The organism is Tenacibaculum profundi (assembly GCF_052050075.1).
GTDB lineage: Bacteria > Bacteroidota > Bacteroidia > Flavobacteriales > Flavobacteriaceae > Polaribacter.
Genome location: NZ_CP197225.1, coordinates 2,364,419 through 2,383,733 on the forward strand (window position 1 = coordinate 2,364,419; position 19,315 = coordinate 2,383,733).

Annotated in this window: 19 protein-coding genes; 10 read left to right on the forward strand and 9 right to left on the reverse strand. The window is 31.7% G+C overall.

Features of this window, described 5'->3' with window-relative positions; genetic code table 11:
• Nucleotides 1-117: 117 nt before the first annotated feature.
• The 7 genes from ACSIGE_RS09575 to ACSIGE_RS09605 form a co-directional block, all read right to left on the reverse strand.
• Complete coding sequence (locus tag ACSIGE_RS09575; RefSeq protein WP_440879652.1) at nucleotides 118-864, reverse strand: succinate dehydrogenase/fumarate reductase iron-sulfur subunit; 747 nt, start codon at nucleotides 862-864, stop codon at nucleotides 118-120.
• Nucleotides 865-872: 8 nt separating this feature from the next.
• Nucleotides 873-2,888: a fumarate reductase/succinate dehydrogenase flavoprotein subunit gene (locus ACSIGE_RS09580; protein WP_440879653.1), complete on the reverse strand. Its 2,016-nt coding sequence runs from the start codon at nucleotides 2,886-2,888 to the stop codon at nucleotides 873-875.
• Between the two features lie 16 nt (nucleotides 2,889-2,904).
• Nucleotides 2,905-3,582 (reverse strand): succinate dehydrogenase cytochrome b subunit, encoded by a 678-nt coding sequence (locus ACSIGE_RS09585; protein ID WP_440879654.1) that lies wholly within the window; start codon nucleotides 3,580-3,582, stop codon nucleotides 2,905-2,907.
• A gap of 184 nt (nucleotides 3,583-3,766) precedes the next feature.
• Nucleotides 3,767-4,738 (reverse strand): sterol desaturase family protein, encoded by a 972-nt coding sequence (locus ACSIGE_RS09590; protein ID WP_440879655.1) that lies wholly within the window; start codon nucleotides 4,736-4,738, stop codon nucleotides 3,767-3,769.
• 72 nt (nucleotides 4,739-4,810) lie between these two features.
• A complete protein-coding gene (locus ACSIGE_RS09595) occupies nucleotides 4,811-5,500 on the reverse strand; it encodes an alpha/beta fold hydrolase (RefSeq protein WP_440879656.1) in 690 nt (229 codons plus the stop codon).
• Nucleotides 5,501-5,504: 4 nt separating this feature from the next.
• Nucleotides 5,505-6,122: a DUF6973 domain-containing protein gene (locus ACSIGE_RS09600; RefSeq protein WP_440879657.1), complete on the reverse strand. Its 618-nt coding sequence runs from the start codon at nucleotides 6,120-6,122 to the stop codon at nucleotides 5,505-5,507.
• Between the two features lie 2 nt (nucleotides 6,123-6,124).
• Nucleotides 6,125-6,931: an XRE family transcriptional regulator gene (locus tag ACSIGE_RS09605; protein ID WP_440879658.1), complete on the reverse strand. Its 807-nt coding sequence runs from the start codon at nucleotides 6,929-6,931 to the stop codon at nucleotides 6,125-6,127.
• Nucleotides 6,932-7,589: 658 nt separating this feature from the next.
• Here ACSIGE_RS09605 and ACSIGE_RS09610 point away from each other — a divergent pair.
• The 6 genes from ACSIGE_RS09610 (at nucleotide 7,590) to ACSIGE_RS09635 (ending at nucleotide 11,454) form a co-directional block, all read left to right on the forward strand.
• Nucleotides 7,590-8,021 carry a TIGR02594 family protein gene (locus ACSIGE_RS09610; RefSeq protein WP_440879659.1) on the forward strand — a complete coding sequence of 144 codons (432 nt, stop codon included), beginning with the start codon at nucleotides 7,590-7,592 and terminating at the stop codon, nucleotides 8,019-8,021.
• Entirely contained in the window at nucleotides 8,014-8,433 is a 420-nt protein-coding gene (locus ACSIGE_RS09615) for a phage holin family protein (protein ID WP_440879660.1), read from the forward strand. The genes ACSIGE_RS09610 and ACSIGE_RS09615 overlap by 8 nt, the downstream gene beginning before the upstream one ends.
• Before the next feature lie 101 nt (nucleotides 8,434-8,534).
• A complete protein-coding gene (locus ACSIGE_RS09620; RefSeq protein ID WP_440879661.1) occupies nucleotides 8,535-8,705 on the forward strand; it encodes a hypothetical protein in 171 nt (56 codons plus the stop codon).
• Nucleotides 8,706-9,350: 645 nt separating this feature from the next.
• Nucleotides 9,351-10,190 (forward strand): helix-turn-helix domain-containing protein, encoded by an 840-nt coding sequence (locus ACSIGE_RS09625; RefSeq protein WP_440879662.1) that lies wholly within the window; start codon nucleotides 9,351-9,353, stop codon nucleotides 10,188-10,190.
• Between the two features lie 332 nt (nucleotides 10,191-10,522).
• Nucleotides 10,523-11,080: a carboxymuconolactone decarboxylase family protein gene (locus ACSIGE_RS09630; protein WP_440879663.1), complete on the forward strand. Its 558-nt coding sequence runs from the start codon at nucleotides 10,523-10,525 to the stop codon at nucleotides 11,078-11,080.
• An 11-nt stretch (nucleotides 11,081-11,091) separates the two neighbouring features.
• On the forward strand, nucleotides 11,092-11,454 hold the full coding sequence (locus ACSIGE_RS09635; RefSeq protein WP_440879664.1) for a hypothetical protein: 363 nt from the start codon (nucleotides 11,092-11,094) through the stop codon (nucleotides 11,452-11,454).
• 88 nt (nucleotides 11,455-11,542) lie between these two features.
• Here the strand turns inward: ACSIGE_RS09635 and ACSIGE_RS09640 are convergent, their stop codons facing one another.
• Both ACSIGE_RS09640 and pheS read right to left on the reverse strand, forming a co-directional pair.
• A complete protein-coding gene (locus tag ACSIGE_RS09640) occupies nucleotides 11,543-11,938 on the reverse strand; it encodes a hypothetical protein (protein ID WP_440879665.1) in 396 nt (131 codons plus the stop codon).
• A gap of 288 nt (nucleotides 11,939-12,226) precedes the next feature.
• Nucleotides 12,227-13,246 (reverse strand): phenylalanine--tRNA ligase subunit alpha, encoded by a 1,020-nt coding sequence (pheS, locus tag ACSIGE_RS09645; RefSeq protein WP_440879666.1) that lies wholly within the window; start codon nucleotides 13,244-13,246, stop codon nucleotides 12,227-12,229.
• 197 nt (nucleotides 13,247-13,443) lie between these two features.
• Here pheS and gdhA point away from each other — a divergent pair, with 197 nt between their 5' ends.
• The 4 genes from gdhA to ACSIGE_RS09665 all read left to right on the forward strand — a co-directional run bounded on the left by gdhA (nucleotide 13,444) and on the right by ACSIGE_RS09665 (nucleotide 19,298).
• Entirely contained in the window at nucleotides 13,444-14,787 is a 1,344-nt protein-coding gene (gene gdhA / locus ACSIGE_RS09650) for an NADP-specific glutamate dehydrogenase (RefSeq protein ID WP_440879667.1), read from the forward strand.
• Nucleotides 14,788-15,038: 251 nt separating this feature from the next.
• Nucleotides 15,039-16,511: a PSP1 domain-containing protein gene (locus ACSIGE_RS09655; protein WP_440879668.1), complete on the forward strand. Its 1,473-nt coding sequence runs from the start codon at nucleotides 15,039-15,041 to the stop codon at nucleotides 16,509-16,511.
• On the forward strand, nucleotides 16,486-16,989 hold the full coding sequence (locus ACSIGE_RS09660) for a gliding motility lipoprotein GldH (protein WP_440879669.1): 504 nt from the start codon (nucleotides 16,486-16,488) through the stop codon (nucleotides 16,987-16,989). The genes ACSIGE_RS09655 and ACSIGE_RS09660 overlap by 26 nt, the downstream gene beginning before the upstream one ends.
• Nucleotides 16,989-19,298, forward strand: a complete 2,310-nt coding sequence (locus tag ACSIGE_RS09665) for a transglycosylase domain-containing protein (protein ID WP_440879670.1) — start codon at nucleotides 16,989-16,991, stop codon at nucleotides 19,296-19,298. The genes ACSIGE_RS09660 and ACSIGE_RS09665 overlap by 1 nt, the downstream gene beginning before the upstream one ends.
• The last annotated feature ends 17 nt before the right edge of the window (nucleotides 19,299-19,315 follow it).

Consider the following 19,315-nt stretch of genomic DNA (forward strand, 5'->3'; position numbering starts at 1 on the left):
ATTAAAGTTAAATAAATTAAGTCGCTAAAAAGAATTTTATTTTTTAACTGCTTAAAAAAATTCAATAAAAAACTCGTTTGAATATGAACAATTTACAAACGAGTTTTTTATAAAATTTTATTTTTTAAGTGCTGATTTAAGAAACTCTGAGTTCATACGAGCAATGTTTTCTAAAGAAATTCCTTTAGGGCATTCAACTTCGCATGCTCCAGTATTAGTACAGTTTCCAAACCCTTCTAAATCCATTTGGGCCACCATATTTTTAACGCGGTCTTTAGCTTCAACTTGCCCTTGAGGAAGTAATGCATATTGTGAGACCTTTGCACCAACAAATAACATTGCTGAAGAGTTTTTACAGGTTGCAACACAAGCACCACAACCAATACAGGTAGCAGCATCGAATGCTTTATCAGCATTATCCTTGTTAATAGGGATGGCATTTGCATCTTGTGTATTACCAGAAGTATTAACAGAAACATATCCTCCAGCATGCTGTATTCTGTCAAAAGCGGAACGATCCACTACTAGGTCTCTAACGACTGGAAATGCCTTAGCTCTCCATGGTTCTATGAAAATGGTATCTCCATCTTTGAACATACGCATATGCAATTGACAGGTTGTAATACCTCTATCAGGTCCGTGAGCTTCACCATTGATGTACATTGAACACATACCACAAATTCCCTCACGACAATCGTGATCAAAAGCTACTGGCTCGTCTCCGCTAGCAATTAATTGTTCGTTTAATACATCCATCATTTCTAAGAAGGACATATGTTCAGAAATATTAGTCACTTTATACTCGACCATTTTTCCTTTATCACTTGCGCTTTTTTGACGCCAAATTTTAAGTGTTAAATTCATAATCCTTTTTATTTATATGAACGTTGTTTTAATTCAATATCGTTAAATTCTAAATTTTCTTTATGAAGCACCGCATCGGCTGGTTCTCCTTTATATTCCCATGCTGATACGTAAGTAAAGTTCTCATCATCTCGTTTTGCCTCTCCTTTTTGAGGTCCATCTAATTCAACAGATTCTTCTCTAAAGTGTCCTCCACATGACTCAGTTCTATTAAGGGCATCCTTTGCAAATAACTCACCCAATTCTAAAAAATCAGCAACACGTCCCGCCTTTTCAAGTTCAGGATTCATCTCATTTGCTCCTCCAGGAACGGTAACATTCTTCCAGAAATCATCACGTAGGGCTTTGATTTCATTAATAGCTTCTTTTAAACCTTGCTCATTTCTTGACATACCACATTTATTCCACATAATGTTTCCAAGTTTTTTGTGATAATAGTCTACAGAGTTGGTTCCTTTATTATTTATAAAGAAATTAATACGATCTTTTACTTCTTTTTCTGCTTTTTCAAATTCAGGAGTGTCTGTTGAAATTTTTCCAGTTCTAATATCATTTGCTAGGTAATCTCCAATAGTGTAAGGAAGAACAAAATATCCATCAGATAAACCTTGCATTAGTGCAGAAGCTCCTAAACGATTAGCCCCATGATCAGAGAAATTCGCTTCTCCAATAGCGTAACACCCTTCAATAGTGGTCATTAAATTGTAATCTACCCAAATTCCTCCCATAGTATAGTGAACTGCAGGATAAATCATCATTGGAGTTTTGTATGGATTTTGATCTACAATCTTCTCATACATTTGGAATAAATTCCCATATTTATTTTCAACAACTTTTTCTCCTTCTGCTAAAATTTCAGCATGTGTTGGATTGTCGTTCCCTTTTAATTTTGCTTGTTCTTTGCCATAACGCTCAATAGCTGATTTAAAATCTAGATAAACAGCCTCTCCCGTAGCATTTACTCCATACCCTGCGTCACATCGCTCTTTTGCGGCACGTGATGCAACATCACGGGGTACCAGATTACCGAAAGCTGGATAACGACGCTCTAAGTAGTAATCTCTATTTTCTTCAGTAATTTCAGTTGGCTTTAATTTACCTTCTCTAATCGCTAAAACATCTTCCATTTTTTTTGGAACCCAAATTCGACCATCATTACGCAATGATTCAGACATTAACGTAAGTTTTGATTGATAATCACCTGAACGAGGAATACATGTTGGGTGAATTTGAGTAAAACAAGGATTTGCGAAGAAAGCTCCTTTTTTATGAATTTTCCATGCGGCAGTAGCATTTGATCCCATTGCATTTGTTGATAAGAAATATACATTTCCGTATCCTCCTGAGGCAATAACTACGGCATGTGCTGAGTGACGCTCTATTTCACCAGTTACCATATTACGAGCAATAATACCTCTTGCTTTTCCATCGACAATAACAACGTCTAACATTTCGTGACGATTGAACATTTCAATTTTACCGCGTGCAATTTGACGGTTCATAGCAGAGTAAGCTCCTAATAATAATTGTTGCCCTGTTTGACCCTTTGCATAGAAAGTACGAGATACTAATACACCTCCAAACGAACGGTTATCTAAAAGACCTCCGTAATCACGAGCAAAAGGTACCCCTTGAGCAACACATTGGTCAATAATATTTGCAGATACTTCTGCTAGACGATATACGTTAGCTTCTCGAGAACGATAGTCTCCTCCTTTTACTGTATCATAAAACAGACGATATTTTGAATCGCCATCTCCTTGATAATTTTTTGCTGCATTAATTCCTCCTTGAGCAGCAATAGAGTGTGCTCTACGAGGAGAGTCTTGATACGCAAATGCTTTTACATTGTATCCAAGTTCTGCTAAAGTAGCAGAAGCAGAGCCGCCAGCTAATCCTGTACCAACAACAATTACATCAATCAAACGTTTGTTTGCAGGGTTAACTAGGTTTATTTTATCTTTATAGGTAGTCCACTTATCTTTTAATGGACCTTTTGGTACTTTTGAATCTAAAATTGCCATATTTTAAGTGGTTTTATTAATGAACTAAGTGATGAAATAATGCGATAATTATAAATCCAACAGGAATTCCAATAGCATAAATCTTACCAAATGTTTTTAACCCTCTTGTGTATTTATTATTCAAACCTACTGATTGAAAAGCAGAATTAAAACCATGTAATAAATGAAGAGCTAAAAAAACAAATGCTATAATGTAAGCCCCTACTCTTAGTGGGTTTACAAATTTATGTTGCAATTCATGAAAGTATCTCAATTCACCATTATGAAGCCCTGACCAATCTCCTTTTATGAATTTTGTGTTTATTTCTGGAATCCAGAAATCTATAAAGTGTAAAACAATAAAAGCAAGTATGGTGAGACCACTAAATATCATGTTTCTACTCATCCAAGAAGAATTCGCGGCTCCATTGTTTTTTGCATATTTAACCTCTCTAGAATTTGTGTTTTTCAATTCTAGAATAAAACCCATAACAAAGTGAAAAACCACGCCAATAATTAATACTGGCTGTAAGGCATACTGAACTACTGGGTTCGTTCCCATGAAATGAGACAATTTATTAAATGTTTCTCCGTTATTGGGAAATATTGAAGTTATGTTGATTGCAAAATGCTGTAGCAAAAAAAACATTAAGAAAAAAGCCGAAAGTGCCATGGCTATTTTTCTTCCTATGGAAGATTTTAATAATCCGCTCATTATTTTATATGTTGTTTAAATAATAGCTACAAATTTAAGGGCTATGCATTACTTGCACAAACTTTCGGATTTGTTTTGTTTAATATTTAGAATTGGTTTAAATAAGGTTTTTGTGTTTGTAAATCACTGTTGTAAATTAATTTTCAATTTTTGAAAAATAAATTTTACGTGTTGATTTTGGTCTCTAGTGACTACTTAAAAAAAGCAAATATTTTTTTATCGAATTGAAAATGTTTATGAAAGGTGAAACTATATTTCCCAAAAAAGAAGTAAATTCATTGTGTTTATCTTCAATTCCAAATTCAATTTTTTTTGTCGATTTGGATAAAATTAGTGTCCCAAACATCCAATCCCAAATAGCGAGCTTTGACCCCATGTTTTTATCGAAATGTTCTGGTGAGTTACTATGGTGAATTTGATGTTGAAAAGGACTTATTAATAGTTTCTCTATAAAACTAGGATACGTAAGTTTAATGTGTGAATGTCTTAAATTTGCTCCTAAAAACATAAACAAGAAGCCAAAAACATTGACTCCTAAAAATACGAGTTTGTTAATTTGGTGGTTGGATAGGTAATCGAAAATCCCCGTAAGAACTCCGAAAACCAGGAGGCTCTTTGCGTTATTGATTAGCAATTCAATTGGATGAATTCTATACTGGGTAAAAGGATTCAGTTCTGTGGCTGAATGATGAACTTTATGAAATTCCCATAAAAAAGGAACCTTATGCATTAAAAGATGAGTTAAATAAGTAAAGAAATCGCCAACAATAGTTAAGGTAATTGTATAATAAATAATGGTTTCGGTTTTGTTTAGATTAAAAGTAGCATACCCAAATTTTTCTAATAGAAATTCGTTCGTGTAAAAGGCAATATATAACCCTAGGATAAGATAAGGTCCTATGAATAGTACTTTAAATACGCTATTAAACATAACCATAGCATAATCAACAAAAGCAGATTTGCCCAGCCAAATATTTTTAGGGAATAAAAACTTTAGAAAATCCCCTTTATTTTTCGATTTGTAATACACATAATAAGCTAATATAAATGAAGATAGCAAGTAAACAAAGTAAGTTCTTCTATTAGGACTGGTCAAGTAAGAAAGAGAAACCTCAATGGCTTCGCTTAAAGTATTAAAAAATGTATTTAACTCCATAAGACAGTCATAAAGAAATAAAAGTTTAAAAGAGTATTTCGTCTAGTGCAAAGATAAGGTTTTCTCAAAAAACTATGAATCTATAAATAAGTGAAGTAAATACACCAATTCTTTTGGCTTTTCCAATGGAATCATGTGGCCACATTGTTTTAAATTTACATGAGTCGAACTAGACATTTCTTTTGAAAGCTGTTTTATTTCAGCGGGATTAATTAGTATATCGTTTTCTGCTGATATCAATAATATTTGTTTTTTGTAACTCTTTAATTGATGGGTAATATCAGTTCTTTCAGAAGTCGCTTTTAATTGTTTTATAAGTACGTCTTTCCCTAAATTAGCATCCATTTTTTTAATAACAGCTATAATGTCTTGATTATCATGATTTTTAGGGTGTAAAAATTGTTGTATTCTAGTTTGAGAAATTCCTCCGTAATTATTTTTTTTTAAAAACTCAATGGTACTTTTTCTTAGTTTTATTTCGATTGGGTTTAGTCCTTTAGAGTTAGTAGCAATGGCAATTAATTTGTCAACTTTCTCTGGATATTGACTGGTGAAATTCATTGCAGAAAAACCACCTAATGAAAATCCAACTAGTATAGCAGGATAGCTAATACTTTCAAGAATAATATTATTAATCTCATCAAAAGAAGATGCAGAAGTAATGTCAATATGAATCGGATTTATGTTTTTTAGATAAGGGAATATGTATTGCCATAAATCTTTAGTGCACATGGTACCTGAAATAAAAAACACATCAATCATTTGATTATCTTTTTTTTGAAGAAACTAAGCATTTGTTGTTTTTCCACTTACCTAGAAGTAATTTTGGTTTAATTTTGTTACCTGAGCAGGTTAAAAAGTTTCCATTCTTGTCTTTTTTGATAACCTTGAGTCTTCCTTGACGAATAGCGTTAATAACTTTATAAATTAATCCTCGTTTGGATTTTTTCTTTCCCGTCAAAGAAAGTTGTAACCCAACTTCGTTATTAAATAAATCCATAATACTAGATACTTCATCAGGCACAATACCGTCTTCAAGTTTTTGTTTTTTAAAAGTCCAATAATTTTCTTTTTCATGTGCTTTTCCTAATGATCTAGCGGCGTTTTCACCAATTTCTTCTTTTAGTCTTGCCATCCAGTAAGCATGTCTAAAAGCATCTACTTGGCCTCCAGAAGGATCTTTGTCTAGCAGAGGTGATAGTTTCATCGAATCTGCAACTCTTTTCGCTTCTTTCGAAATTTGAAGTGCTTTTTTTGCTTTAAAGGGGTGCGATATTACCCAAACTTTTTTTGAACAAGATAGTCGTTTATAAATATTCCAATTGGATTGAGCTGAAATTTTAAAACAAAGAAAAATAACAAATAAAAAAAATAATCTGTTCACTATTAGCTAGAGGTTTTTTTACTTATTTGTTGCTCCAGTTCAATAACTTTACTTTCCAAATCATGTAATCTGTCGTAAACATCTACGGGTTCGGGCATTTGTTTTGAGGCAAACATGGTAACATACCATAGTTCCATAATTTCATCAGCATTAATTGTATATGTTGGGTAATTACCTGTTTTGTTATCGCTTTTTAAGATGAGCTTCCCTCTTTCATTGATTCTATTAATAACCCGTTTTAAGACAATACCATCATTTTTACTAACAATAACATAAACTCGACCATTTTTAACATCGTTGAGACTCTCTACATACTTACCAAAAACTAGATCTCCATCGAAAAAAGTACCTACCATTGAGTTTCCCTGAACTTCAAAGCATCTATAGGTTCCGTTGTTTAGTAAAGGAATGCTAAATGAAGATAATTGTTCAATGTAATTAGCATCTCCGTAACCATTTAGGTAACCAGCTCTCGCCTGTAAAGGAACATATACTATATTTTCATTTCCTGATGAATTTACAGATACAACTTGTGGTATTTCAGAGTACATTGAGTTTTTAGTTGCTTTCGAATACAACATATTGTCACTTTTTCCGAATAAATAATCAGGATTAATATTGAATTCATTGATTATGGCAGTTAAAACATCGTAACCTGGCTTTGTTCTTTTTCTGCTACCATCAGGCTGTGGCCTACCATTTATAATACTATCAATAGTTGTTCCTGTAACTCCAATTCTTTTAGAAAATGAAAAATTATTAAGATTAAAAGCATCTCTAATCGCCACTATTTTTTTTGAAATTTCCATTTTGTTTTCCACTTAGGATATTTAATATTTTAAAGCGATTGTAAAACATATGTTTGTTTTTAGTGTAAAATGTTTTTATATTTGCTTTAAATTTACGTTGCTAATATACAAAAAAATAGAGAATCAAACATTTGTGTGGTTTTTAACATAGTAAAATTGTATCAAAGTACTCTTAAAACTTACCTTTATTTGGGCTTTTGTTATAGGAGTTAAAGAAGACTCTATTTTGATTAAACTGTCTTTAGTAAGTAAAAGTGTTGATTTCCAGTTTAGAGTGTTGAATTTAAACTACATTGTTTGAATAATTTTAGAAATTAATTAAATTCTTTAATTAATAAAAAGTATACTCAAGAAAGCTCTGTCAAAATATTTTTGTGTGGTTTGATTAAAATCCATATTCAATAAAAACCATTTGAAAGTTTTTTATGTGTTATTACAATATCTATATTTTTTCTCCAATCATTATTAAACTTATTACAAAATAAAAAAAATACTTCTTGATTTTTTTGTAAAATGTTTTATTTTTGTTGCGCTTTCAAAAAGTTTATTAATCTTTTTAATGTGGGGCAGAAACTAAATTTTTATAGCTTTAAAAGAGAAAAAAAGAAGTCTTAGATTTTTGGTTTTTATCTGCTAACGATTTAAATCAAACATTTGTATGAATATGTTAATATCTATAGCGTTATCTCAATATGGGCTAAAAGAAGTAAAAGGCTCAAAGGATCACCCTCAAATAATTAATTATTTTACTTCTCTTGGTTTTGATACCTCTAGACTAAAAGAAGAAACATCTTGGTGTAGTGTTTTTATAAGTTGGGTGGCATACCAAGCAGGGTATGAAAAATCAAATTATCTGACAGCCAGAAGCTGGCTAGCCGTAGGTGTATCTCCTACGATACCTAAACAGGGAGATGTGGTAGTTCTATGGAGAGAGTCACCTGATAGTTGGAAAGGGCATGTTGGTTTTCTGGTTAAGGAATCTAAACGTTACGTGTACCTTTTAGGTGTGAACGAAGGTAAAAGCGTAAGTATAAAAGCTTTTCCAAAAAAAAGAATTATAGCTTATCGAAAATTAAGAAAAAATGGATAAAGTAACAGCTGTTTTTTATGGAATGATAGCTTTGTTGACTCCATTAGAAGGCGTATTAATTACTGTTGTATTTTTAATTTTAGTTAATTTTATAACCGCAACCTATGCTTCTTTTAAGTTAAATAAGTCTTTCAATAGTGGTCATTTATCAAATACTATTTCTAAACTTTTTATTTATAATTTGATTATTATAGCTGCTTTTTTTTTAGAGAAATATATTGTGAGTGAGGCACCTTTTTTAAAAGTTATTGCTGGGTTTATCGCTATAACGGAAATAAAATCAATTTTAGTGAATTACAATAAAATCTATGGAGTTAATCCAGTCAAAGAGTTTTATAAAATATTAAGTCAAGCTCTATCAAATCAAACAATAAAGAAAATGTTGGAGGAGGAAAAAGAAAAAAAGCCTTAGATATAGCTATTTTTTAATGAAAGTATCATGTGTAATTTTGTAATAATTTTCTACTTTCAATAATTCACCTTTTGTAATATTGATCTTGTTAAAAATGAATAATGAAACAAAACGAAAAAATCATAAAAAGTTACTTTGACACAGGTAACAGACCAACGCAAGAAATTTATGTAGACTTAATTGATAGCTATATTGATGCTAAACAATCAAAAGGGGAGTCTAATCGTAGATTTTTAGTTAACGAAATGGAAATGTATCTGCTGTTTCAGTAATTAGTGAGGTTAATGTTTATTTAGTGGCTGTCGGTACTAGTCGAGAAATTTCAGGAATAAAAACAGTAAAGGTTCCATTATTTACTGAACGAATTTAGGATGATAGTTGCATACGTATAGTTGGAGATAGTATGTTAATAGAAGGAAATGCATTATATTTTATAGAACCAGGAAATTCGGGCTCGGCAACTATAAGTACTGATATTTCTGGATCAATAGTGTATGTTCTCTAGACTATGTCAGGTACAATGCATATTTAATTGATATTCTAGAAAGTATTTCTGTGTTGAAAATAGTCAAAGTATTTATTCAGCGACTGTATTGGGATCGGTTGATTCATAAACTATTATTTCGGGCCAAGGTTAGGAAACGATCTTAGACATTATATCTGTACATTCTATTTTTAACTCCAAAGAAGATGATTGCAGTGATGTGTGTTTGTTGTTCAATCATGGGGTTGCAACTATTTCATTGAATGATATAGCTTCAAATTAAATATGTAATAGGAGTGAACTGATTGAGTTCACAAGAAATAGTTGTTTTGATTTATTATGGTAATATTTTTTGTTAGAAATTAGTTAATTTACGACTATATCTATAAATTGAGAAAAATAACGATTATATATGGTGTAAAGAGAAACAGGTTTGGCATTACAAAACATAAAAACATATCAATTTCGCAATGTGTTTTCGCTGCAACAAATAGCGTTCGATAAAGCGTGCTCCATTAGTAAAGAAGAAAGAGTTAATTCTTATAAAATTATTTGGGTAAAAGAAGGTTCTGGTGTTTATAGTATTGATTTTGATAGGTTTATAGCTGAAAGTGACACTTTGTTTTTCCTTTCGCCTGGTCAAGTGTTTTCTGTAGACTCTGAAAAAATAAAGAATGCGTATCAAATCAGTTTTACACAGGATTTTTATTGTCTCCAAGCGCATGATTCAGAGGTTGCTTGTAATGGGGTGCTTTTTAATAATGTATACAAAACACCTTCTGTTTCAATTGATCAAAAAGATAGAAGAAAGCTTGATTTCATAGTAGAAAATTTAATAGAGGAATTTGAACAGTCAGAAACGGCTAAGTATGACATGTTACAGTCTTACCTGAAACAGTTTATTGTACATTCAGTTAGAATGATAAGTAGTTCTGTGTCACTTAAAGATGATATAGAAACAAGATTGTACAAAGACTTTAGCGTTTTAGTTGAGCAAAACTTTAAAAGTATACATAGTGTTACTGAGTATGCAAACCGGTTAGGATTATCTCCAAAGTCTTTAAGTAAGCATTTTCAAAAGATAGGTACTGAAACTCCTAGTGACTTAATTAAAAGTCGAATCATTACAGAAGCTAAAAGACAACTTTTATATTCAAGTAAAACAATTAAACATATTGCTTTTGATTTAGGGTTTAATGATCCTGCATATTTTTCACGTTTCTTTACAAAAGCCACAGGAAAATCTCCAAAATTATTTCAAAAAACAACCTAGTCTATTTTTATAATAGAGCTATTTTTTTGATGAAAAATTGATGAGTTTTTTCATAGCCGATATGAGTTATTAAGTTTTTCTAATAATAGTTTAATAAGGGTTTAAAAAAACTTGAAAACCGTCCCTTTTCTAATTTGTCCAATAGATAAGAACTTTTGTCCATTTTTTAAGCTGTCTCTTAGTTGCATCTTTGTAACAGAAATAAAAACAAGATATTATGAATTCAGAAAAACAGAATTGCCCGAATTGTTGGGGTTATCAAGAATATGGGAATGGTGTAAATTATAATGAGTGTGATAAATTAAGTAATACAATAAAATAATCTTAAAATTATGAGTACAAGAATAAAAACTTTAAATCCAGATACAACTACAGGTAAATCAAAAGAATTATTTGATTTGGTAAATAAAAAATTAGGATTCATTCCAAACCTAATAAAAGTGTTTGGAAATTCACCAGCAACATTGCAAACGTATTTAAGCCTAGGAGAATTAACGGCTAGTGGAAACTTCTCAAATAAATTTAGAGAGCAGTTAGCATTGGCGATAGCAGAGGAAAATAATTGTAATTATTGTTTGTCTGCTCATACAGCTATTGGTAAAATGAACGGTTTGTCTGAAGCTGAAATCAATAGTAATAGAAAAGGTGACGCTTTAGATAAAAAAGTTAAAACAGCATTGCAGTTTGCTCAAAGTGTTACAAAAAAAAGAGGGAATGTTACTTCTGAAGAAATTATAGCTTTTAAAGAGGCAGGATATGATGATGGTGATGTTTTGGAAATCATATTAAATGTAGTGGCCAATACATTAACAAACTACGTAAATCATGTTGCTGAAACGGAAATTGATTTCCCAAAGGTAGAAGCAGGAAAATATTCAGTAAACGTATAAAAATAAATAAAATGAGAAGAATAATAGTAGTATTAGTTTTATTAGTAGGATTTTCTTTCCAGGGGAATGCACAACAAATAAAGACAGTAGCCCTTGAACAGACTAAAGGAGAATTCACTCAAAAGTCTATTTCTCTTTCCGAAGGAACCTATGTTTTCGAGATAGCAAATAATGAAGTAGGTCATGATGTAGGTTTTGTATTAACTCCAGAAGGAAAAATAGATGAAGTAAATCATATTAAAAATGCATATGTCACATCATTAGTAAAGAATAATAAAAAATCAAAGACTAAAGAGGTTGTTTTGACAAAAGGAAGATACGTTTATTTCTGTCCACTAAATCCAACTCCTCAATATAGTCTTGTTGTAAGGTAAGTAGTTTTTATGATTATTCTATAAACTTTTAAAAAAAGGGTGCTTATTTTGGCGTCCTTTTAATCTTTTGATAATCTTCATAGATTTTTTATTTACAAATAATTCCGGGTTTATTGAGATCTTTTATATTTTTTAAATCATCCTCTCTTATAGTGTTCTTTTTAAACAAGAATGTTTTATCGTAAAGAATATTGTTTTCAAAGAAACTTACCTGAAACCTGTTGTCTAAAGCAAATAGTTCGGGTTGAATTAATTCTATCTTAGCAGAAGAATTTTCTGGGAGTAGATCTATTTTTTTTCTAAATACAGACGTTGTTTTTGTTTCTGAAAACCCTTGAGATACAATGATAACCATGTTCAAAGGAACTTCCTTTCTATTAATTAGATAGACAATCCACTCTTTAACATTGTGAGTTTTGTTATGTTCTAAAACAACAGCCATTTCAATATTTTTAACATCAGGAATATGAATGTCTTTTCTCATTTCTTTTATTGTAATTCAATTGAATTTATAAGTTAGTTTTATTGAATAATGATATTAAGAAAAATATTGCAATAAATGTTTATTTTGAGTACCTATTAAATAAATCATAAAATTTTACTTTATATGACAGTATAATTATCAGTTATATAAATTTAATTTCTGCTATATTTTTAATTGGTTATTAATAACAATGGTTTTATAAGCTATGGGAGTTAATGACTTTAGCCTTGCTATATTTCTAAATTTTGATTAGAAATCAAACGCTAGAAGTAAGCTTTCTAATAAAACTTAAATTACTGATTTAAACTGTTCCAAAAATCTTTTGTCATTTTCGTAGAACATTCTAATGTCTGGTATTTGATATAAGAGCATAGCAATACGTTCAATACCCATTCCAAAAGCATACCCTGAGTACTTGATAGGATCTATATTACAGTTTTTCAATACGTTTGGATCTACCATTCCACAGCCCATTATTTCTAACCACCCGGTTCCTTTAGTAATTCTATAATCTGTTTCAGTTTCCAGCCCCCAATAGATATCAACCTCTGCACTAGGTTCAGTAAAAGGAAAATAGGAAGGACGCAAGCGTATTTTAGATTTCCCAAACATTTCTTTAGTAAAATATAGTAGTGTTTGCTTTAAGTCAGCAAAAGATACATCTGTATCAATATACAGCCCTTCAACTTGATGAAAAATACAATGAGCTCGAGCAGAAATATCCTCATTACGAAAAACCCTACCTGGTGAAATTGTTCGAATAGGAGGTTCATTATTTTCCATGTAGCGAACCTGAACAGATGAAGTATGCGTTCTTAAAAGCGTGTCTGGGTGTTTTTCAATAAAGAAAGTATCCTGCATGTCGCGTGCTGGATGATATTCTGGTAAGTTGAGTGCGGTAAAGTTATGCCAATCATCTTCAATTTCAGGTCCTTCAGAGACAGTGAAGCCAATTCGGTTAAAAACTTCAATAATTTGATTTTTAACTATTGAAATCGGATGCCTTGATCCTAGTTCAATTGGTTCTGCAGGCTTAGTTAAATCACTACAGGAGTGGGTTTCGTTATCAGAAGTTTCAAAGGCTTCGTTTAACTGAGAGACTTTATCTTCTGCTGATTTCTTTAAATTGTTCAAAGCTTGTCCAAAGTCTTTACGAAATTCTGCATCAACATTTTTAAATTCAGCGAATAAGTCCTTCAATAGCCCTTTACTACCTAAATACTTGATTCGAAAAGCCTCTATTTCTTCTTTGGATGTAGCTTGAAACGTCTTTACGTCACCAATTAACTCTTTTACCTTATCTAACATTATCTATGAGTCGTCAAAATTAAGTCACAAATTTAAGGTTTTTTTAGTAAAAAAATAATGAGTTTTTGATGAATCAAAAAAACATAAAAAAGCTATTTAAAATAAATAAAAAAATTAAATTTAACAAATTGCAAATTAATTATATTTGCTTCATATAAATTGTCGAAATTTAAATAACAAAACAACTAAAAAGGTTTATGGAGTCTAAAATAAAAGCTTTCATGGATTACGTTAAAGAACGTAATGCATTTGAACCAGAGTTCTTGCAAGCTGTACATGAGGTTGCAGAAACAGTAATTCCTTTCATAGAAAATAATCCGAAATACCAAGGTAAAAAATTATTAGAGCGTATGGTTGAACCAGAACGTGTCATTATGTTCAGAGTGCCATGGGTTGATGATAAGGGGGAAACTCAGGTAAATAGGGGATACAGAGTTGAGTTTAACTCAGCAATAGGCCCTTACAAAGGAGGGTTGCGTTTCCATCCATCGGTAAATTTATCAATTTTAAAGTTTTTAGGATTTGAACAAGTCTTTAAAAATTCTTTAACAACATTGCCTATGGGGGGGGGTAAAGGAGGTTCTGATTTCAACCCGAAAGGAAAATCAGATCGTGAAGTTATGGCTTTTTGTCAATCTTTCATGACAGAATTATCACGACATATAGGTCCTGATACAGATGTACCAGCAGGAGACATAGGAGTTGGTGGGCGTGAGATTGGTTATATGTTTGGGCAATATAAACGTTTAAGAAATGAGTTTACTGGAGTTTTAACTGGTAAAGGAGCTACTTGGGGTGGTTCACTTATAAGGCCAGAGGCTACAGGTTATGGTAATGTGTATTTTGCGCAAAATATGCTTAATGCAAAGAACGATTCTTTAGATGGTAAAGTTGTGGTTGTTTCTGGTTCTGGAAACGTAGCTCAATACGCTGCAGAGAAGGCAACAGAATTAGGAGCTAAAGTGGTAACTATGTCAGATTCATCTGGATATATTTATGATGAGGAAGGGATTGATGCAGATAAACTAGCTTTTATTATGGAACTCAAAAATATAAAAAGAGGAAGGATTCATGAATATGTAGAAAAATATCCATCAGCAAAGTTTTTTAAAGGAGAAAGACCATGGGGAATATCTTGCCAAGTAGCCTTACCTTGTGCAACGCAAAATGAACTTAACGAAGATGAAGCTAAAACTTTGATTTCAAATGGCTGTATATGTGTTTCTGAAGGAGCAAATATGCCATCTACTCCTGGAGCAATTGAAGTTTTTTTAAAGGAAAAAATACTTTTTGCCCCAGGAAAAGCATCTAACGCAGGTGGAGTAGCAACTTCTGGTTTAGAAATGTCTCAAAACTCGTTACGTTTATCGTGGACTAGAGAAGAAGTTGATAGCAAATTACATGCTATAATGAACAGTATTCATGAGTCATGTGTAAAATATGGTAGTCAAGAAGACGGATATATTGACTATGTAAAAGGTGCCAATGTTGCAGGTTTTGTGAAAGTAGCCGAAGCTATGATAGATCAAGGAGTAGTTTAGAATTTATTTAAAAAATATAAACCCCCTATAATTTTTCAATTATAGGGGTTTTTTTTTATTTAATTATTATATGAATTTTTTGAGTTTAAAAATATCAATTTTTACATTAGTCAAGAATACGTATCTTTACTGATTGATAAGATATAACTATCAAAAAAATAATTAGATTAAAATCAAAAATATACAAATGCTTCTTGATACTGATTGAAATTCAGGTTTAAGAAGGCTTTTAAAAAATATAAATATTAATTATGGGTTGTAGCAGTTGCTCAACTAACAAAAACGGCATTCCAAAAGGATGTAAAAGTAACGGAAATTGTGCTACCGGATCATGTAGTAGTGGAACAAAATTAGCCGTTTTTGATTGGTTATCAAATATGTCTTTACCAGCAGGTGAGGTCCCTTTTAACATATTCGAAGTCCGTTTTAAAAACGGTAGAAAACATTTTTTTAAAAATACAAACAATTTGAGTATCTCAATGGGAGATATCGTTGCTGTGGAGGGGTCTTCTGGTCATGATGTTGGCGTTATTTCTTTAGCAGGTGAACTAGTAAAAGTTCAAATGAGAAAAAAGAAGGTGCTCGTAGATAGTGATGATGTAAAGAAAATATATAGAAAAGCATCACAGAAGGATATTGACGTTTGGCAGGAAGCAAGAGAAAGAGAAAAAGAAACACAGCGAAGAGGTAGAGAAATAATATTGAAGCTAGGACTGAAGATGAAATTATCGGATGTTGAATATCAAGGAGATGGGACAAAAGCTACTTTTTATTATACGGCAGATGACCGTGTTGATTTTCGCCAGTTAATTAGAGATTTAGCAAGTGCTTTTTCAATAAGGGTAGAAATGAAACAAGTAGGAATGAGACAGGAAGCAGCAAGATTAGGTGGTGTTGGCTCATGTGGCAGGGAACTGTGTTGTTCCACTTGGTTAACTGATTTCAGAAAGGTAAATACAGCATCAGCTAGGTATCAACAATTATCTTTAAACCCTTTAAAGTTAGCGGGACAGTGCGGAAAATTGAAGTGTTGTTTAAATTTTGAGTTAGACTCGTATTTAGATGCTCTTAAAGAATTCCCAAAGCAAGATGCTATTTTAAAAACAGAAAGAGGAGACGCCATTTTTGTTAAAATGGATATATTTAAACAGTTGCTTTGGTATACATACAAAGAAGAAAGTTATAAATGGTACAAATTATCTTTAGACCAGGTAAAAGAGATAATTGAACTAAATGAATCAGATGAATTAGGAGCTCCACTTGAAGAATACGAATTAGAAGTTGTGGATGAGCCTAAAAATGATTTCGAAAATGTTGTAGGTCAAGATAGTCTTACTAGGTTTGATGTTCCAAAAAAACCAAGGAGGAATAGAAAAAAGATAAAAAAAACAAATAATAAACAGCAGGGAAATAAGAGAACAAATACCTCAGGAAAATCGCAAAACAAAAAAGTTAACAAAAATCAAGATAAAAAAGTTTCTCACATAAAAAACGAAAATAAAAAAACAAATCAACAAAATAATAAAAAAGAAGCACAGCCAATTAAGTCGCAAGGTAATAGAAGAAGAAATAATAATAAGCCTAATTCAGAAACGAAAAAAAATGGTACTGGTAATAATACTGTAAATAATAAAACTAACACAAACAGTAGAGCAAAAAGAAACACCAATAATAAAAGAAGAAATAATAGTAAGAACAATGCTGAGAATAATAAGCAAAAGTAAACTTTTGATTGGTTGTTTAGTACTTTTAATTTTCTTTATCTCTTGTGATAAGAAAAGAATTTATGACAAGTATTTGACATTAGACAATCAAGAATGGAATATTAAGGATGAGCTCCAGTTTGTTTTTTCTATTCAAGATACTCTCAAAAAAAGAAATATATTCATTAATTTAAGGAATAATAAAGAGTTTCATTTTCGTAATTTATTTTTAATAACGCAGTTAAAGTTTCCTGATGGAAATGTCATAATCGATACATTAGAGTATGATATGGCTGATGCTTCAGGTAAGTTTTTAGGTCATGGATTCTCTGATATTAAAGAGAATAAACTTTTTTACAAAGAGAATATCGTTTTTCCTAAAAAAGGAACTTACATTTTTAAAATTAGACAAGCAATGAGAAAAAATGGTGAAGTAAAAGGTATTGAAAAGTTAAAAGGAATTACAGATATTGGGTTAAGAATTGAAAAAAGAGAGTAATGACAGAGAAAAGAAAAGTAAGTTTTATAAAGTATACAAAATGGTTTTGGGGAATAATTTTAGGGGGAATAATTTTTATTTCTTTTTTATTTTTACTTGCATCTTGGGGAGTCTTTGGGAAGCTTCCGACATTTGAGGAGCTGGAAAACCCTAAGAGTGATTTAGCAACAGAGGTAATTTCTGCTGATGGGAAAACCCTAGGGAAATATTACGTTAAGGCAAATAGAACACCAATTCAATACAAAGACCTTCCTGATAATTTAATAAAAGCATTAATAGCAACTGAAGACGAGCGTTTTTATGAACATTCTGGAATAGACTTTAAAGGTCTAGCAAGAGCAATTGCAAAAATGGGTGCTGGAGGAGGAGCAAGTACCATAACTCAGCAATTAGCTAAAAACCTTTTTACAAAAAGAGCTTCTTCGAATAAACTGAAAAGAATTATTCAAAAAATGCAAGAATGGGTTGTTTCGGTAAAATTAGAAAGACAGTATACTAAAAACGAAATAATCACAATGTATTTAAATACACAAGGATTCCTCTTCAATGCTACAGGGATTCGTTCAGCAGCAAGGATTTATTTCGGAAAAGAACCCAAAGAGCTGGATATACAAGAGTCTGCAATCATTGTTGCAATGCTTAAAAATCCAAGACAGTATAATCCGCATAGAGAAATTTCAAAAAAGAAATCTTTAGGTAGGAGGAACGTTGTTTTTTCTCAAATGAGAAAAAACAATTTTTTAACAGAAAAAGAAAAAGATTCTCTTCAAAAGTTACCACTTAAAATTAATTTTACACCGGAGAGTCATAGTGATGGTTTAGCAACGTATTTTAGGGAGAATCTAAAGAAAATTTTAAAAACATGGGCTAAAAATAATTTGAAGCCAGATGGTAACGCTTATAATATTTATAAAGACGGTTTAAAGGTTCATGTAACCATTGATTCACGTATGCAAAAATATGCAGAAGAATCATTAAAAGCTCATATGACAAACTTACAGTCCTTCTTCAATAAGGAACAAAAGACTAACAAAACAGCACCGTTTTATGATTTAGACAAAGCTGAAATAGCTAGTACGATGAGAAGAGCAAAACAAAACTCTGATCGTTATAAAAAGATGAAAGCAAAAGGAGCTAGCGAAAAAGAAATAGAGCAAGCGTTTAATACTGAGATTGAGATGAGAGTGTTTTCTTGGAGAGGAGATCGTGATACTGTTATGACGCCATATGATTCTATACGTTACTATAAGCATTTTCTCAGATCTGGTTTGGTTTCTATTGAGCCACAAACAGGCCATATTAAAGCTTGGGTGGGTGGAATAAATCATAGGTATTTTAAATATGATGCTGTTGAACAACAGAAGCGACAGGTAGGGTCTACATTTAAACCTTTTGTTTATGCTACAGCAATTAACCAGTTAAAGATGTCTCCTTGCGATAAGTTATCAAATACTCCATACACAATTCCAAAAGAAAAGTATGGAATGCCCGAGGATTGGACACCTAAAAATTCAAGTGATAAGTATGGAGGGGAATTAACATTAAAAGAAGCTTTGGCTAAATCAACTAATGTAATTACAGCACAATTAATAGATAAAGTTTCGCCGGTAAATGTAGCGCGTTTGGCAGAGTCAGCAGGAATTAAGTCTAAAATAGAAGCGAATCCATCGATCGCATTAGGAGCTATAGACTTATCTTTAATTGAAATGGTCAGTGCTTACTCAACTTTTGCTAATAAAGGGCTTAGGGTAAGTCCTATGATGATAACTAGAATTGAAGATAAAAATGGAACTCTTCTAGAAGAATTTGTGCCTCAAACCAAAGAGGTGTTAAGTGAAGAATCAGCTTATGTTATTCTAGATTTAATGAAAGGGGTTACGGAATCTGGATCAGGAGGAAGATTAAGGTCTAATTGGACAAGGCAGAAGAAAGAATGTACAGGTTTTCCGTATAAGTTTACTAATCCAATTGCTGGTAAAACAGGAACTACTCAAAATCAGTCAGATGGATGGTTCATGGGAATAGTGCCAAATTTAGCGACAGGTGTTTGGACTGGTGGAGAAAATAGAGCAACTCATTTTTACGGGATTGGTCGAGGTCAAGGAGCTACGATGTCATTACCAACATGGGCATTGTTCATGCAAAAATGTTACCAAGACAAAACACTGAATATAAGTAAGGAAGACTTTGAGAAACCTTCTCAGGAATTAACAATTAATATTAATTGTTCGACAAAAAATCCTAATAAAGATAAAGGAATTGAAAAAGAAGAAAAAAAAGAAATTGATTATGAAGACACAGATTTTTAAAATATAACAAGCAGCTA

What these genes read in the sequence shown, in the direction of transcription:
- ACSIGE_RS09575 (WP_440879652.1), bottom strand. Translation starts at nt 864, where the DNA reads ATGAATTTAACACTTAAAATTTGGCGTCAAAAAAGCGCAAGTGATAAA.
- ACSIGE_RS09580 (WP_440879653.1), bottom strand. Translation starts at nt 2,888, where the DNA reads ATGGCAATTTTAGATTCAAAAGTACCAAAAGGTCCATTAAAAGATAAG.
- ACSIGE_RS09585 (WP_440879654.1), bottom strand. Translation starts at nt 3,582, where the DNA reads ATGAGCGGATTATTAAAATCTTCCATAGGAAGAAAAATAGCCATGGCA.
- ACSIGE_RS09590 (WP_440879655.1), bottom strand. Translation starts at nt 4,738, where the DNA reads ATGGAGTTAAATACATTTTTTAATACTTTAAGCGAAGCCATTGAGGTT.
- ACSIGE_RS09595 (WP_440879656.1), bottom strand. Translation starts at nt 5,500, where the DNA reads ATGATTGATGTGTTTTTTATTTCAGGTACCATGTGCACTAAAGATTTA.
- ACSIGE_RS09605 (WP_440879658.1), bottom strand. Translation starts at nt 6,931, where the DNA reads ATGGAAATTTCAAAAAAAATAGTGGCGATTAGAGATGCTTTTAATCTT.
- ACSIGE_RS09610 (WP_440879659.1), top strand. Translation starts at nt 7,590, where the DNA reads ATGAATATGTTAATATCTATAGCGTTATCTCAATATGGGCTAAAAGAA.
- ACSIGE_RS09615 (WP_440879660.1), top strand. Translation starts at nt 8,014, where the DNA reads ATGGATAAAGTAACAGCTGTTTTTTATGGAATGATAGCTTTGTTGACT.
- ACSIGE_RS09620 (WP_440879661.1), top strand. Translation starts at nt 8,535, where the DNA reads ATGAAACAAAACGAAAAAATCATAAAAAGTTACTTTGACACAGGTAAC.
- ACSIGE_RS09630 (WP_440879663.1), top strand. Translation starts at nt 10,523, where the DNA reads ATGAGTACAAGAATAAAAACTTTAAATCCAGATACAACTACAGGTAAA.
- ACSIGE_RS09635 (WP_440879664.1), top strand. Translation starts at nt 11,092, where the DNA reads ATGAGAAGAATAATAGTAGTATTAGTTTTATTAGTAGGATTTTCTTTC.
- ACSIGE_RS09640 (WP_440879665.1), bottom strand. Translation starts at nt 11,938, where the DNA reads ATGAGAAAAGACATTCATATTCCTGATGTTAAAAATATTGAAATGGCT.
- pheS (WP_440879666.1), bottom strand. Translation starts at nt 13,246, where the DNA reads ATGTTAGATAAGGTAAAAGAGTTAATTGGTGACGTAAAGACGTTTCAA.
- gdhA (WP_440879667.1), top strand. Translation starts at nt 13,444, where the DNA reads ATGGAGTCTAAAATAAAAGCTTTCATGGATTACGTTAAAGAACGTAAT.
- ACSIGE_RS09655 (WP_440879668.1), top strand. Translation starts at nt 15,039, where the DNA reads ATGGGTTGTAGCAGTTGCTCAACTAACAAAAACGGCATTCCAAAAGGA.
- ACSIGE_RS09660 (WP_440879669.1), top strand. Translation starts at nt 16,486, where the DNA reads ATGCTGAGAATAATAAGCAAAAGTAAACTTTTGATTGGTTGTTTAGTA.
- ACSIGE_RS09665 (WP_440879670.1), top strand. Translation starts at nt 16,989, where the DNA reads ATGACAGAGAAAAGAAAAGTAAGTTTTATAAAGTATACAAAATGGTTT.